Annotated in this window: 12 protein-coding genes and 1 pseudogene; 11 read left to right on the top strand and 2 right to left on the bottom strand. The window is 53.5% G+C overall.

The genetic code is table 11. From position 1 onward, the window contains the following. Positions 1-11: 11 nt before the first annotated feature. A complete protein-coding gene (gene trpS / locus ACSPJT_RS09175; protein WP_435896079.1) occupies positions 12-977 on the bottom strand; it encodes a tryptophan--tRNA ligase in 966 nt (321 codons plus the stop codon). Positions 978-1,220: 243 nt separating this feature from the next. Here trpS and ACSPJT_RS09170 point away from each other — a divergent pair, with 243 nt between their 5' ends. The 9 genes and pseudogenes from ACSPJT_RS09170 to blaOXA form a co-directional block, all read left to right on the top strand. Then, positions 1,221-1,922 (top strand): PEP-CTERM sorting domain-containing protein, encoded by a 702-nt coding sequence (locus ACSPJT_RS09170; RefSeq protein ID WP_435896078.1) that lies wholly within the window; start codon positions 1,221-1,223, stop codon positions 1,920-1,922. Positions 1,923-2,133: 211 nt separating this feature from the next. Continuing rightward, positions 2,134-3,840: a DUF4407 domain-containing protein gene (locus ACSPJT_RS09165; RefSeq protein ID WP_435896077.1), complete on the top strand. Its 1,707-nt coding sequence runs from the start codon at positions 2,134-2,136 to the stop codon at positions 3,838-3,840. Between the two features lie 292 nt (positions 3,841-4,132). Continuing rightward, complete coding sequence (locus tag ACSPJT_RS09160) at positions 4,133-6,145, top strand: DNA gyrase/topoisomerase IV subunit A (protein ID WP_435896076.1); 2,013 nt, start codon at positions 4,133-4,135, stop codon at positions 6,143-6,145. 42 nt (positions 6,146-6,187) lie between these two features. Continuing rightward, complete coding sequence (locus tag ACSPJT_RS09155) at positions 6,188-6,370, top strand: hypothetical protein (RefSeq protein ID WP_435896075.1); 183 nt, start codon at positions 6,188-6,190, stop codon at positions 6,368-6,370. 56 nt (positions 6,371-6,426) lie between these two features. Continuing rightward, positions 6,427-6,678 (top strand): hypothetical protein, encoded by a 252-nt coding sequence (locus tag ACSPJT_RS09150; protein ID WP_435896074.1) that lies wholly within the window; start codon positions 6,427-6,429, stop codon positions 6,676-6,678. Positions 6,679-6,923: 245 nt separating this feature from the next. Then, positions 6,924-7,754: a hypothetical protein gene (locus ACSPJT_RS09145; RefSeq protein WP_435896073.1), complete on the top strand. Its 831-nt coding sequence runs from the start codon at positions 6,924-6,926 to the stop codon at positions 7,752-7,754. Between the two features lie 114 nt (positions 7,755-7,868). Then, on the top strand, positions 7,869-8,126 hold the full coding sequence (locus tag ACSPJT_RS09140; protein WP_435896072.1) for a type II toxin-antitoxin system RelB/DinJ family antitoxin: 258 nt from the start codon (positions 7,869-7,871) through the stop codon (positions 8,124-8,126). Then, the gene (locus ACSPJT_RS09135) at positions 8,123-8,389 is read left to right on the top strand and encodes a type II toxin-antitoxin system YafQ family toxin (protein WP_435896071.1); all 267 of its coding nucleotides are present in this window, start codon (positions 8,123-8,125) and stop codon (positions 8,387-8,389) included. The genes ACSPJT_RS09140 and ACSPJT_RS09135 overlap by 4 nt, the downstream gene beginning before the upstream one ends. A 6-nt stretch (positions 8,390-8,395) precedes the next feature. Then, a pseudogene (gene blaOXA, locus ACSPJT_RS09130) lies at positions 8,396-9,187 on the top strand (class D beta-lactamase); the annotation flags it as partial. 501 nt (positions 9,188-9,688) lie between these two features. On the opposite strand, the gene ACSPJT_RS09125 reads toward blaOXA, so the two are convergent. Next, positions 9,689-11,683: a glycoside hydrolase family 2 protein gene (locus ACSPJT_RS09125; protein WP_435896070.1), complete on the bottom strand. Its 1,995-nt coding sequence runs from the start codon at positions 11,681-11,683 to the stop codon at positions 9,689-9,691. A 123-nt stretch (positions 11,684-11,806) separates the two neighbouring features. Here ACSPJT_RS09125 and ACSPJT_RS09120 point away from each other — a divergent pair, with 123 nt between their 5' ends. Both ACSPJT_RS09120 and ACSPJT_RS09115 read left to right on the top strand, forming a co-directional pair. Continuing rightward, complete coding sequence (locus tag ACSPJT_RS09120; RefSeq protein ID WP_435896069.1) at positions 11,807-12,892, top strand: transporter substrate-binding domain-containing protein; 1,086 nt, start codon at positions 11,807-11,809, stop codon at positions 12,890-12,892. A 55-nt stretch (positions 12,893-12,947) separates the two neighbouring features. Beyond that, entirely contained in the window at positions 12,948-13,559 is a 612-nt protein-coding gene (locus ACSPJT_RS09115; protein WP_435896068.1) for a thermonuclease family protein, read from the top strand. Positions 13,560-13,606: the final 47 nt, after the last annotated feature.

Raw genomic sequence — 13,606 nt, 5'->3', positions numbered from 1 at the left:
GAATGACTCGCTTAACGTAGCCCCACCGCCTTGCGCACGCGGTCGAGGACTTTGGTCGCCTCGGCGCGAGCTTTCTGGGCGCCATCGGCGATGACTTGATTGACGTAGTCGAGGTTGTTTTCCAGCTCGGCTCTTTTCTCCCTAACAGGGGTGAAGTATTCCCAGTAGGCATCGAAGACGCGTTGTTTGAAATCGCCGTAGCCGAATCCACCGGCTTGGTAGTCGGCGATCATCTGCTGCACCTCGGCTTCGCTGGCGAAGAGTTTGTAAATATCGATGAGAGTGGAGCCCTCGGTGGGTTTTGGGTCTTCGACCGGGGTGGAGTCGGTAACAATGCGCATCACCTGTTTGCGCAGCGGTTTTTGTGCGCCACAGAGTGGCAAGGTGTTGTTGTAGCTTTTGCTCATCTTCTGGCCGTCGAGTCCGGGGACCACGGCGGTGCTTTCCTTGATCTGCGGCTCGGGGATGACGAGGGTGTTTTCACCAAAGCGATCGTTGATCTTGCCGGCGAGGTCGCGGGTCATTTCCAAGTGCTGCTTTTGATCCTTGCCGACCGGAACCAGCTCTGAGTCGTAGAGCAAGATATCCGCTGCCATCAGCGTGGGGTAGGCGAAGAGGGCGTGGTTGGCGTCGAGGCCTTTGGCGATTTTGTCCTTATAAGAGTGGGCGCGCTCGAGCAGTCCCATCGGGCAGACGGTGGAGAGGATCCAGGCCAGTTCGCAGACCTCGGGGATGTCACTCTGGCGGAAAATAGTCGCCTTTTCAGGATCGAGACCACAAGCGAGGAAATCGATTGCCAAGTTCTGCACATTCTCGCGCAGGGTGGCGGCATCGCTCATCGAGGTCATGGCGTGGTAGTCGGCGAGGAAATAGAACGCGTCGCCCTTGTCCTGAAGTTGGACGGCGGGAAGCATGGCGCCGAAGTAGTTGCCGATGTGGAGTTTACCACTGGGTTGGAGGCCGGTGAGAATTCGCATGCGGGGTTTTTTATGGTGAAAGAGCGAAGAATCAAGAGCCAAGACGGATCGGCTAGTAAATATGTTGATTGGCGAGGTAGTCTTAGCACTCTTAAAGACTGGAAACAGCCTCCCAATGGCTGGGAGGCAATATTATAGAGGTGCAGTATGTAAGGCCTGGCCCGATTTAATGGTTGTCATTGCGATGAGATCCGCACAAAATTCCTGCAGCTTCAAAATCTCATTATGATGAAAACGATGAACATGTCACTTTGCCTAGGTCTCGCCGTGGTTGCCACCTGCGCCACATCCCAAGCTGCATTAACTTGGCAGGGCACTAACAACACGTTCTTTCAGGAGTCCAACTGGGTAGCTGATGGTGGAGGAACACCGGCTGCTAATACAATTAATCCTAACGCGAATATCACCGCTTCCACTGGAGGTCTTATCCTGTTCGATAATTCTCTCGGCGGCACGAGCGCTACAGGCATAGGAGGCAGTGTTTACCTCGGAACTGGCAATGCTCTGCAAATTGGAGGTGGTCTCAGCATGATTACAACATCCACTAATGGCATCAGGCACAATAACACCACTGGAACGAAAACTACCGCATCCATCATCGGAGGTGCAAGCGGGTCGTTTCAATTTACTTTGGACATCGATTGGTCGCTTGACGGAGGCTCCGTGCTAACTCTTAGAGGTGGTGAAGTGCCCCTCAATAACTCGACTCTCGACTTCCTCGATTCTGATTCGATCTTAAATCTGACAAACGAGGACACTGCGGCCTTCACAAGTGAGCATCTCAGCAAAATTACCGTCAATGGCGCTCCTGCAGTGATTGGCGTCAACCTTAGTGTCGTCAGCGATGGTGATACCGGTGTCATTGTGACTGTGATTCCCGAGCCCTCTTCCGCCGCCCTCCTCGGCCTCGGTGGACTTGCTCTTGTCCTGCGCCGTAGGAAGTAGTCTGTAAATCGAAAGCATTTAACTTCACTGAATGCGGGAAAAAAATACTCTAATATTCTGGGCTTCATTGAAAAATGGAGCCCTTTATTTTGATCATCGCGGCTTGATTTCAGCGCCATCCTTCGATCAAGTTGCTGTGCGCCAAGGGGGTAGGTAAAAAATACGAACTTTCACTGCAAGAGCGCTTCCATCAGAGCGTAGCAATGAGTTGATGAACTCTCCCCAATCTTCCTCTATCGTGAAACGCATGTTCTTCTGGCTCTCCGGAGCCGGTACTGAGACTTTGGAACAATGCCCGAACTGGGAGCAGCGAAAATACGTAGCCTTCGGAGCCACGGTGCTGGTGCCCTGTGCGTTCGCTTTCATCGCCTGCGCCTACGCCCTGTCCACCCTGACCGATAACAACTGGGTGATCTTCCCAGTCGCAGGTGTCTGGGCATTTATCATTCTCACCATCGACCGAGCCCTACTCGCGAGCTACCGCCCGTTTCTCTCCCCGCTGAAGAAATTCGGTCAGTTCTCACTCCGTTTTGTCGTCGCAGGTCTGATGGGCCTGACCATTGCCCACCCCCTGGTGCTGTTGCTTTTCAAAGACACCGTCAGTGGTGTGATCGAGACCGCGCGTTCAGAGCAGGTTCAGAAGACACGTGAGTATTTCAAAGTTCAGAAAGATGATGAGCTGAAAAAAATCCGCACTCACGAAGCCGCCATCGCCAAACAACGCGAGCGCTGGAACGACAGCTTTAACGCCAAATTCCTGGTCACAGAGGATAAAAAAGATGACTCCGACATGGCCGGACTCACCCCCGAGCAGCAGACCGAGCTGAAGGCATCCATCGCCGAGGCGACCAAGACCTTTTCAGATCGAGTCACCGCCATCGACACCGAAGTCGCCAAACTCTCGCCGCAATACACCAAGATCCAGCAGGAGCTCGCGATGTGGCAGGAGCAGTTTGAAAAAGAAGTCAACGGCCAGCGCAGTGGCATCCGTGGGCTTGGGCCACGCGCGAGAAGTATTCGCGACGATCAACTCGCCTGGCGCCGCACCGAGGCCACCCGCCTGGGTGAGCAGCTGAAACATCTCACCAGCGAGAAAAGCGGACTGCTGGCTAGCATCGCCGAGTCCAAGACCACGGCCATTGCCGCCTTCGAGAAAAAACTCGAAGCTGACCGTGAGGTCGCCGCGCAAGAAGAGGCGAGGGTGGCGGCACTGCGCCGCAAGGTGCAATCGGACCAAGCCGATCAATTTGTCGGCCAACAGAATGCCCTACGAGCCACCATCAAGACTCAGATCGACTCCATGCTGGTTGAACTCAAACGCATGCAGGAGGGGCTCGCCTCAGTCGCCGCCGATGAGCGTGCCAGCATCGCCGCCATCGTCAACGAGCCGCGCAAAGACATCCTCACTCAGACGTTGGCCCTGCACCACCTATTCCAGCAGGGCAAGGAAGGCGGCCAGTTTGCCTTCACCACCTACTGGATTCTCACATCCCTGTTCATGCTGGTGGACACCATCCCGCTGATGGTGAAATTCTTCTGTAAAGCCGGTCCTTACGATAAATTGTTAGACCGCGATGAAATCCAATTCGACAGCGAGCACAAAGCCTTCATCAAAAGCCACCACCGCTACATGGAACAACTGGGCGAAGGTGACCTGATCGCCGTGACTCGTAATAAGACACTGGAAAATGCCCTCGTCGATGGCGTCGAGCACTCGCGCGCCGCCCGTGCTTTTCTTGATTCGATGATCGAGCTAGAACGTTCCTTCCACGAGAAAATGCAAGCTGAGCAAGCCATCATGGCGAATGCCGGCCCTGAAAAACACGCCGTTATTGAAGCGATGAAAAAAGGTTTCTATGACGACATGCACCGCCGGATGGAGCAGTTTTTCGCTCACTCACACAGCGTTGCGCAGTAGGTTTCATCGTCAGTCAGGTAGCGCTGCCATCTGCACACCCCTCCCGTGATTCACAGGAAAGGGACTACATCAAGGATGTTGGATACGGTTTAATTCAGGTAGTGTTGAAAAGCTCCGTCCCGGAAGATTGAGGCCAATCTTCCCTACCTTGGGAAAAGCGCTCGTGATCTGTTTCGTTCGGATGGATGACTGTGGCGTCTGATTCGTTTTTCCATGCTTGCATCACTCTTTAAGGATGGTTAAATACCTCTCGACCCCTCCCTGATACCCTTTTCCTGACGATTTTCTCCCCATGGATGAACTAGATTTTACCCCAGGCCAAGAGCCTGGAGACGATGCCCGCGAGCAGCAAAGCTTGGGCAGTATGTACAAGGACTATTTCATAGATTACGCCAGTTACGTGATCATGGAGCGCGCCGTTCCGCACTTGGCAGATGGCTTGAAGCCGGTGCAACGTCGGATTCTCCACTCGATGCGCGAGCTGGAAGACGGTCGCTATAACAAGGTGGCCAATGTGGTGGGGAACACCATGAAGTATCACCCGCACGGCGATACCTCCATCGGAGACGCCATGGTGCAGCTTGGCCAGAAGGAACTACTCATCGATACCCAGGGTAACTGGGGCAACGTTCTAACAGGTGATAAATCCGCTGCGCCGCGATACATCGAGGCACGTCTGACTCCCTTCGCACTCGAAGTCGCTTTCAACCCGAAAACCACCGAGTGGACCCGCAGTTATGACGGAAGAAATAAGGAACCCGTCACTCTGCCACTGAAGTTTCCCCTGCTGTTAGCACAAGGCGTGGAAGGCATCGCCGTGGGCCTCGCCTGCAAGATGCTGCCGCACAATTTCATCGAATTGTTAGAAGCTTGCATCTCCGCGCTTCGGAAGGAAAAATTCGAGCTTTACCCAGATTTCCCCACCGGTGGCATCATGGATGCCAGCAACTACAATGACGGCCTGCGCGGCGGCAAGATCCGGGTGCGTGCCGAGATCAAGATCGAGAAAAAGCGCATCCTTCGCATCACCCAGGTGCCCTTCGGTGTCACCACCGGCAGCCTGATGGACAACATCGTTCTCGCGAACGAAAAAGGGAAGATCAAGATCTCCAAGATCGAGGATAACACCGCCGCCGAGGCCGACATCTTGATCCATCTGCCCGCCGGAGTGGACCCCGAGACCTCACGCGATTCACTCTACGCTTTCACCGACTGCGAAGTCTCCATTTCCCCGAACGCCTGTGTCATTTACGATGGCAAACCGCGCTTCATGGGTGTCACCGAGATCCTCAAGCACTCCGCTTTCCAGACCAAGGATCTGCTCAAGATGGAACTCGAGATCAAACTCGGCGAGCTTCAGGAAAAGTGGCACTTCTCCTCACTGGAGCGCATTTTCATCGAGAACCGCATCTACCGCGACATCGAGGAATGCGAAACCTGGGATGCCGTGATCGAGGCCATCGACAAAGGGCTCGATCCGTTCAAAAAGCTGCTGCACCGCGAAGTCACCGAGGAGGACATTGTTCGCCTAACAGAGATCAAAATCAAACGCATCTCGAAGTTCGATAGCTTCAAGGCGGACGAACTCATCAAAGGCCTCGAGGACGACATCGCTGGGGTGGAGAAAAACCTCGCCCAGCTGACTCGCTACGCCATCGCCTACTTCAAAAATCTCATCAAGAAATATGGCAAAGGCCGCGAGCGCCGCACCGAGATTTCCGAGTTCGGCGTGGTCAACCGCGTGCAAGTTGTCGCGGCCACTGAGACACTCTTCGTCAACCGCAAGGACGGCTTTGCTGGCTGGGGACTGAAGAAGGAGGAGAGCGTGGAGAAATGTTCGAAGATCGATGACGTCATCGCCATCGATGGTGAGGGCGTGATGCGCGTTTCCAAAATCGCGGACAAATCCTTCTTCGGCAAACGCATCCAGCACATCGCCATTTTCCGCAAGGAGGAGGAAAAGGTCTTTTCGATGATCTATCGCGATGGCCGTCAGGGTGCCGTCTATGCCAAGCGATTCAAAGTAGGCGGTGTCACCCGCGACAAAGAATACGACCTAACAAAAGGCACCAAAGGCTCCCGCGTTCTCTACCTCGCCGTGCACGATACCGAGCAGGAAAGTGAAGATAATATTGTGTTGGTTCACCTCAAGCCAGCCTTGCGCCTGCGTAATATGTCCCGTCCATTCCACTTCGGCGAACTTGCTCTCAAGGGCCGTGCGGTCAAAGGCAACTTGGTCACCAAGCACACCGTTGATCGCGTAGTGCGCGCACCTAAAGAAGGAGCCGGAGACGAGGAGGAGTAACTTTTTATTGACGCGGGGGGTGGAAATGTGAATAGTGTTCACATGAACAAAATCACCCTTAACACGCAAGCCTTCCTTCACGCCGCCAAGTCATCCAGCTCAGAGTTGATCAAGCGGGTTTCCTGTTTCCTCCGTCGTGAAAATTTCCAGCAGCACGATGGCCCACAGTGGCAGCAGCTGGAGCTTCCGTTTACCAGAACGCCATTGAAAAAGTGGAATCGCTAACGGGAGGAAAAGTGAGAGTGTTTTGACACACTCTATCTGCCAGCCAGCCTGATTACATGGATTTTCATCCCTTGTGCCCACGCTCAGTATCATTCTTCATACTTTTACCAGTTCTGCTTTTCTCATGGGCGTATGCCGACACGCACGAGGCGGATGTCATCATCTACGGCGGCACGTCTGATGCGGTGATGGCTGGCGTGCAGACAGCATCGCCGTGGAACGCGGCGTCGACTACGAAAAAGACCTCAAACCAAGACTTGCTAGCCGACAAACAACGCCTGGTGCACGTGTCGAAGAAAAAGAAATAGGCCTCTCTGGAGTGCGCGTGGCTTGCCACCGCTTTGCGGCCTGACGAGGTTCGCCTCGTGCGGCGGGGTTTCATCGTGCTGGTGATTTCATGCTTGTTGCGTTCTAACAATTAGATAATGATGCAGAAGGTTAAAGGCGCATGATACGTGTATAGCACTGGGCCTCTTAGAGTCCACACTAAGCTACTATCCTCAAAGGAAGAGCTGTCTCTAGCTTTTATTCTAACTAACACTATATTGAAAAAATGAAATCAATAGTCCTCGAGCTTCAGCATGCCGCCATGGAAAGGTCATCAGCGGTTGATGATCTTCTGCGCAAGTGTGTGGTGATTGCTACTAAGCTTGGGCTTGGCGATTCGGTAGCATGGGCCAGAGCAGAGCTAAACGGTTATACTGCTGCCGAGAATATACCAGATTATCGTATCGTTCCTGGTGAAGTTAAGTCTTTTAATCCATATAACGGTGTATGGCTTCCTTTCATATGGACTGATGGGCCTCCAGAGGGTTTACGAGAGAGAGATGTTAGGCAGTCAGTTGCTGAGATTCAGGACCTTTTAGATGAAGAATCTGATGGGACATTAATAATGAATCTTCCAGAAAAGATGGCCTATCACTTGATGACATCTAGCAATTCACCTCGTCTGCCAGTATTCATTATTGGCCGCAGCTCTTTCGTTAAAATACTGGATGCTGTTCGGAACTCGATACTCGACTGGAGTCTCAAATTAGAAAATGATGGAATTCTTGGAGAAGGAATGTCATTTTCCCAGGAAGAAAAGCAAATAGCTATGGGACATACATATAATATCGAAAATTTTTCTGGTGTGCTTGGAGATGTTACATCAGGTAGCCTGCAGATAGGGGATTATAATTCTGTTCATTCAGATCTTAAGGCACTGGGTATAGCGCAGGAAGATAGGAATGAACTAGAGGAGTTGATGGACAGAGCTAAAGATGCTGAACCGGAAGAGAAAAAGGCTTTGATTAAAAAAGGGCTTGGATGGGTTGCTAAGCATGGAGACAAGCTAGGAAACCTGTCAGATTCTCTTCGCGGTTGGTTTGAAACGGTGGCATAACGAGTCACAGTATTCGCAGAGGTATAATCATAACTTACTAAGGTTAGTCAAAACTTCAAAGTCAAACTAGCGGGTCGAGTTTGACTTGTGTTGCATACGTGATACATTAACCCCATGTCCCAAACCTCTGTCATTCACGCGCGTATCGATCCGGATACCAAGGCAGCCACCGAGAAGGTGTTGGAAACGCTTGGCATGACGCCGACCGAGGCGATTCGTTTGCTCTACCGTCAGATTGCCCTGCGTGGCGAATTTCCGGTCGAGCTTCGTATTCCCAACGTCGAAACCGCCGTGGCTCTGAGCAAGGCGGAGAAGGGCGAGGACTGCGAGAGCTTTGACAATGCGGAAGATCTTTTTGCTTCTTGGGAATGATGAGAATTGTCCAACCTTCGTTGTTCAAAAAGGACGTTAAGCGGATGCGGAAACGAGGCAAGGATCTTGAAAAGTTAAAGGTCGTCATTCAGCATCTGGTGGCGGGAGATACTCTACCTGTGCGTAACAAGGATCATGCCTTGAGTGGCAACTGGGCTGGCTGGAGAGATTGCCACATTGAACCCGACTGGTTGCTGCTCTATCAAGTCACGGAAGAAGCTCTGATTCTCGGTCGCACTGGCACTCACGCGGACCTTTTCTAATTTCTCATGACCACTTTATACCGATCCCTTGTAGCGGCTCTTTTCTGCCTCCCCATGTTCTCCGTAGCGGCTGAGTACGATCTTGTATCGCGCCCGGAGTGGAAGGCGGTCTTTGCTGAATTTAAGGCGGAGGGAACGATGGTGGTGGTTGATGAACGGGCGGAGTCGGGTGGACGTTTTGTTTACAATCGCAAGCGGGCGGCGACACGTTTTTCTCCTGCATCCACTTTCAAGATTCCGCACGCCATGTTTGCCATCGATGCTGGGGTGGTGAGGGATGAATTTCAGGTGATTCCCTGGGATGGCAAGAAGAGGTTTTACGAACCGTGGAACCGCGATCAGACACTGCGCTCGTCGATGCGGCATTCGGTGGTTTGGGTTTACCAGACATTTGAAAAGGCCATCGGTGAGGAGGGGGAGCGCAAGTACATGGAAAAGATTAACTATGGCAATGCGGACCCTACCGGCAAGGCTCCGTTCTGGGTGGAGGGGAACCTGAGGATTTCTGCGGTCGAGCAGATTGATTTCCTGCAGCGACTTCACCGGAATAAACTTCCGCTCAGCCTGAATGCTCAGAGGCTGGTGAAGGATGTGATGATTAATGAAGCCGGGAGTGATTGGATTCTGCGCGCCAAGACTGGCTGGAGCGGAACAATCGGCTGGTGGGTAGGCTGGGTGGAGCACCCGAGCGGTGTAGTATTTTTTGCCCTCAACATGGACACTCCCAATCGCATGGATGACCTTTTCAAACGAGAAGCCATCGCGCGTAGAATTCTACACTCGATGAATGCCCTGCCGAAGAAACCTGGGGAAGTCGGGCCTAACAAAGTAACAAAAGAACAAGCCATCGAAGCCTTTCAAGAATATCGTGCCGGGGTGAAGATTGTTACCGCCATTCACAAGGAACTGATTCAGCGTGGTTTTGATGCCGAGGAGGACGGTGAGATTAAAATGAAGCCCGAGCAGCTGACGAAGTACAAGGTGGCGAGGAAACATTGGCAGAAATCAGTCGGGCTCAATCCCTTATTTCCGGAGGTCTATGTGTTCCTGGCTAACTCCTACTGGGAGATCGAGAATGATCTGCCGACGACGATCCAATACTACAACAAGGCACTGGAAATTGATCCGGACTACGATGATGTGATCTCCGCCCGCGCGCAGGTGTATCTTTTGCTCAAGCAGCTCGATGCTGCTGAGAAAGACTTGTTGCGTCTTGAGGCGTTAGACTCCGAACATGCTGAGTCCTTGCGCGAAGAGATCACCAAGCTGCGGGCGGCTGGGAAAAAGGAATGATGTTTTTTACTGCTCCAGCGGATTCTTCAAATTCCTGAACGCCTCGCGGACGAGGAGTTTGGGTTTGTTTTCGTGATCGTAGATGCCCATGCGGGAGTAGCCGTTCTGGCCTTTGTTGCCGGTGTAGGGCTTGCGCGAGCGGTAGTCCGTGAGTAGCCAGTAGGTGTAGCCGGCGAAGGCGGGGCTGTGTTTGCTGAGGACTTGCCACTGGCGTTTGAGGAGATCGGCCTGCCAGTTCTCGTTGTTTTTCTTGGTGACACTTCCGCGGCTGCCTCGCTTCGACCATGCACCGTTTTCGAGAATGATCAACGGTTTGTTAGGGTTCTGCTTTTGCACTTTGCGCATGTCCGGATCGAGTAACTCGAAGGGGTCCATGGCGCCTCGGTATTCGTTGAAACCGACGGCGTCCGCGTGTTCGAAATGCGGCTGTCCCTTGTGCGGGTGCCAGGCGGCCCAGGTGATGGGGAGTTTCTGGAACTGATCGATTTCCAACACCAGCTCGCGGCTCATTTTCAGGAAGGGTTCGTATTCCTTGCAGAACTGGTGGCACTCGTTGTTGAGCCCCCAGAGCACCACGGATGGGTGGTTCATCAGGTCCCAGACGGCACAACGGGCCATGGTCTGATAGATGGATTTTTTGTCGACGGTCTGCGCGTGCATGGACTTTTCCTTGTACCAGAAACCACCCCACTCACCGCAAACGAGGACGCCTTGCTGGTCGGCTAACTGATAAGCGTAAGGATCGCGCTGGATGACGTGCAGTCGGGCAAAGTTGGACTTACTATCGCGCAGCAGCCCGAAAAGTTCCTCGTGGTCTTTCTTGGTCAGCGCCGCACCGCGCGTGTGGTGCTCGCCATAGATGGATGCGCCCTTAAGAAAGATCGGTTTGCCATTGAGCATAAATTGTTTCCCCTGGGTGGTGAACTCGCGGATGCCGAAGGTGCTGCTGAGTTGATCGATGGTTTTGTCATTAGCGTCTAACAATGTGGCGGTGGCTTGGTAGATTACCGGTGTCTCTGGAGACCAACGCTTGGCCTCGTCGCCGGCGGTGCTGCTGAGGGCGGCCACGCACGTTTGGCCGGGAGCGACGGTGATGGTCTCGCTGGTTTTATTAGGCGTGCTGGGGGTGTTGTAACTGACCGAGACACGGGTTTGGGCGGCGGTTTTGCCGTGGTTGGAAATGATGACGGCGTGGCGGATGGTGCCGTTCTTGGTGTGAATCTGGCTCTTGCGGATGCTGAGGGATGGTTCCTCAATCAGGGAGACGCTGCGGTGGATGCCGGCGTACGGCCAGCAGTCTGGGGCCTTCGGGTGCAGGGTGTGGGTGTAGTCCAGCTCCTGCCAGTCCTTGCTGTCCTTCTTTTTCTTAAAATTCGGCAGTCGAATCACCTTCAGCGCGAGCGTGTTGGCTCCGGCTTTCAGGTGCTCGGTGACATCGATGGAAAAAGGCGCGCCACCGCCCTCGTGCTGGGCAATTTCCTGACCGTTGATGTAAACCCGCGCCCGCTGCTGCACGCCGAGGAAGGCGATGCGCTGACGCTTGCCGGCGGTTGGGGTGAAATCGAAGCTGCGCCGTAACCAGGCCGCGCCGTTGTAGTGCGGTGGGTTGTTGACGCTTTGGTCGCTCCAGTCCCAGAACTTGCCGCCGGGCATGGCGTCCCAACAGTGAGGAACCTGCACCGTTTTCCAGTCTGTTAGGTCGGTCTTGGTGGCGAACCAATGCTCGCTGGCGCCCTTGGATTCCGGGTCAAAACGGAAGCTCCACTCACCATCGAGGCTGACACGGCTGCGGTGCGGATTTTCCGACGTATCTTCGAAGTCGGGTCGGACCTGGCCGTAGTGGAACACCACAGGGAGGCCGTCGATGTGCCGCGTTTCCACCTGCATGGCATGGGCAAAGCGCGGGTGATCACCCATGTCGGGATCTTGTGCGGCGGTGAGGGCGGTGCCGCTGATCAGGGCAAACTGGGCGAGTGCGATGGTGGTGTATTTTGAAAACATGAGATGAAAGCGTGTCTGGTGAGCACAGAGTGGGTGTTTACCATAAACGAGTTTGGCGGCGGTTTTTATACAGCAAATATGGCGAGGTTGTAACTGATTCGCAAATTCGTTATGATGGGGCGCATGACCCACCGACTTCGTATCTTCGCCCCGCTCGTAGGATTATTCATGCTTTTGCTTTGTGGCGCTGCCATGGCGCAGGATGAGGAGCGGCTGCGCGTTGGCGTGGCGGGGAGTGAACCTTTCATCGTGCAAGGCGCTAATGGCTACAAAGGCTTGTCCGTCGACATCTGGGAGAAGATGGCGATCAAGTCAGGACGTGCATTCGATTACCAAGGCTACGCCAGTGTCGGTGAGGCACTTGGAAAGTTGGAAGCCGGAGAAATCGACATGGTCGTCGGCCCGGTGAGCATCACCTCGGGTAGGCAGGAAAAATTCGAGTTCACCCAGCCGTATTTCAGCTCCAGTCTGGGCATCCTTTCTCGCGATGAGGGGCGTACGCTGTGGGGCATGGTGAAGCCGTTTTTCAGCAAGACCTTCTTTATCGCGCTATCCATCTTCATGGTGATTCTCGCCGTGGTGGGCTTTTTGGTCTGGGTGGTGGAGCGCAGAGCCTGTGACGGTCCGTTCAGTGAAGGCCCGGTGAAAGGTTTGGGCAATGGCATCTGGCTGGCCTTGGTGACGATGACCACCGTGGGCTACGGCGACCTTGCTCCCAAGACCGTGATGGGGAGGGTCGTGTTAGGCGGCTGGATGGTGATTGCCTTACTTTCCGCGACTTCACTGCTGGCCGGTCTGGCCGGCACCATTGCGATGTCCGGTGAGACCGGGGTGAAGATCGAAACCACCGCAGACCTCTCGGGTAAAAATATCGCCGTGATCAAAGGCAGCCCCGGTGAAGCGTTTGTTACCAAACACGAAGGCCGCAAACTCTATGCCACCAGTTTGCCAGATGCCATGAAGTTGCTAGAAAATAAGAAGGTCAATGCGGTGGTGTTTGATCGGCCTCAGCTCCGCTATTATCTGGAAGGGAAAGACGAGCTGGAATTCAGGTTATCACCTCAAAAATACCAACCTCAGGGATACGGTTTCGCCTTTCAAAAAGGCGATGTCAGAGCCAATGAGTTGAACATCGAGTTGCTGCGCCTGCAAGAGTCAGGCTATCTGGATGATGTGGAAATGGAATGGTTCCCGCCACTCGAGGAGTAGGTTGCTTTGGCTTCTCGCTGGACATGAAATCGAGTTCATAGAATGTGCTTCTAACATGAATAATAAGATCCCGAATTTGGCATGGCTGCTCCTTTTGCTCGGCCTGTTTCCCATGACGGCGCAAGCCAAAGGCAAGCAATGGCTGGTTTACGAACGCTGTGAGCTGGCGGACGAGAAGTATTTTGATGGCGACAGCTTTTCGGTAAAAGCACTCACCGGATATACCTACGTTTTTCGACTCTACGGTGTCGATTGCCCGGAAACCGACCAACGAGTGGCATCCAGACTGACGGAGCAGGCGAAGGACTTTGGTGTTGAGGAAAAGGAATTATTATCTTGGGGGAGGAAAGCGAGTGCCTTCACCAAGAAATTCCTGCGTAAGCCATTCACCGTTTACACCCGGAAAACCAAGGCTCGAGGGGCGAGCAAGAAAGCGCGCTATTATGCAATCGTAGTGAATGCGGATGGTAAGAGGCTTGATGAAGCCTTGATTGAAGCCGGCTTGGCCCGGGCTTACGGCTTCGGGGCTGACTGGGATGAACCGTTCTGGAATCAAACTAAAAACGACCTGCCTAGAAAGATCGATGCCAAACGTTTTATGGCCAAGCTTCACGCCATGGAGAGTAAGGCTAAGCGAGAGCGAGTGGGGATTTGGGGGAAGAGATAGCTCAATATGCGCCTAAGCTGTCGCGTTCTATAAACCAGTCGTGCGTT

Origin of the sequence: Oceaniferula spumae (assembly GCF_042849255.1) — a bacterium.
GTDB lineage: Bacteria > Verrucomicrobiota > Verrucomicrobiia > Verrucomicrobiales > Akkermansiaceae > Oceaniferula > Oceaniferula spumae.
Note: the sequence above shows the minus strand (reverse complement) of the source record. Positions and strands in the feature narration are given on the sequence as shown.

What these genes read in the sequence shown, in the direction of transcription:
- trpS (WP_435896079.1), bottom strand. Translation starts at nt 977, where the DNA reads ATGCGAATTCTCACCGGCCTCCAACCCAGTGGTAAACTCCACATCGGC.
- ACSPJT_RS09170 (WP_435896078.1), top strand. Translation starts at nt 1,221, where the DNA reads ATGTCACTTTGCCTAGGTCTCGCCGTGGTTGCCACCTGCGCCACATCC.
- ACSPJT_RS09165 (WP_435896077.1), top strand. Translation starts at nt 2,134, where the DNA reads ATGAACTCTCCCCAATCTTCCTCTATCGTGAAACGCATGTTCTTCTGG.
- ACSPJT_RS09160 (WP_435896076.1), top strand. Translation starts at nt 4,133, where the DNA reads ATGGATGAACTAGATTTTACCCCAGGCCAAGAGCCTGGAGACGATGCC.
- ACSPJT_RS09155 (WP_435896075.1), top strand. Translation starts at nt 6,188, where the DNA reads ATGAACAAAATCACCCTTAACACGCAAGCCTTCCTTCACGCCGCCAAG.
- ACSPJT_RS09150 (WP_435896074.1), top strand. Translation starts at nt 6,427, where the DNA reads ATGGATTTTCATCCCTTGTGCCCACGCTCAGTATCATTCTTCATACTT.
- ACSPJT_RS09145 (WP_435896073.1), top strand. Translation starts at nt 6,924, where the DNA reads ATGAAATCAATAGTCCTCGAGCTTCAGCATGCCGCCATGGAAAGGTCA.
- ACSPJT_RS09140 (WP_435896072.1), top strand. Translation starts at nt 7,869, where the DNA reads ATGTCCCAAACCTCTGTCATTCACGCGCGTATCGATCCGGATACCAAG.
- ACSPJT_RS09135 (WP_435896071.1), top strand. Translation starts at nt 8,123, where the DNA reads ATGATGAGAATTGTCCAACCTTCGTTGTTCAAAAAGGACGTTAAGCGG.
- ACSPJT_RS09125 (WP_435896070.1), bottom strand. Translation starts at nt 11,683, where the DNA reads ATGTTTTCAAAATACACCACCATCGCACTCGCCCAGTTTGCCCTGATC.
- ACSPJT_RS09120 (WP_435896069.1), top strand. Translation starts at nt 11,807, where the DNA reads ATGACCCACCGACTTCGTATCTTCGCCCCGCTCGTAGGATTATTCATG.
- ACSPJT_RS09115 (WP_435896068.1), top strand. Translation starts at nt 12,948, where the DNA reads ATGAATAATAAGATCCCGAATTTGGCATGGCTGCTCCTTTTGCTCGGC.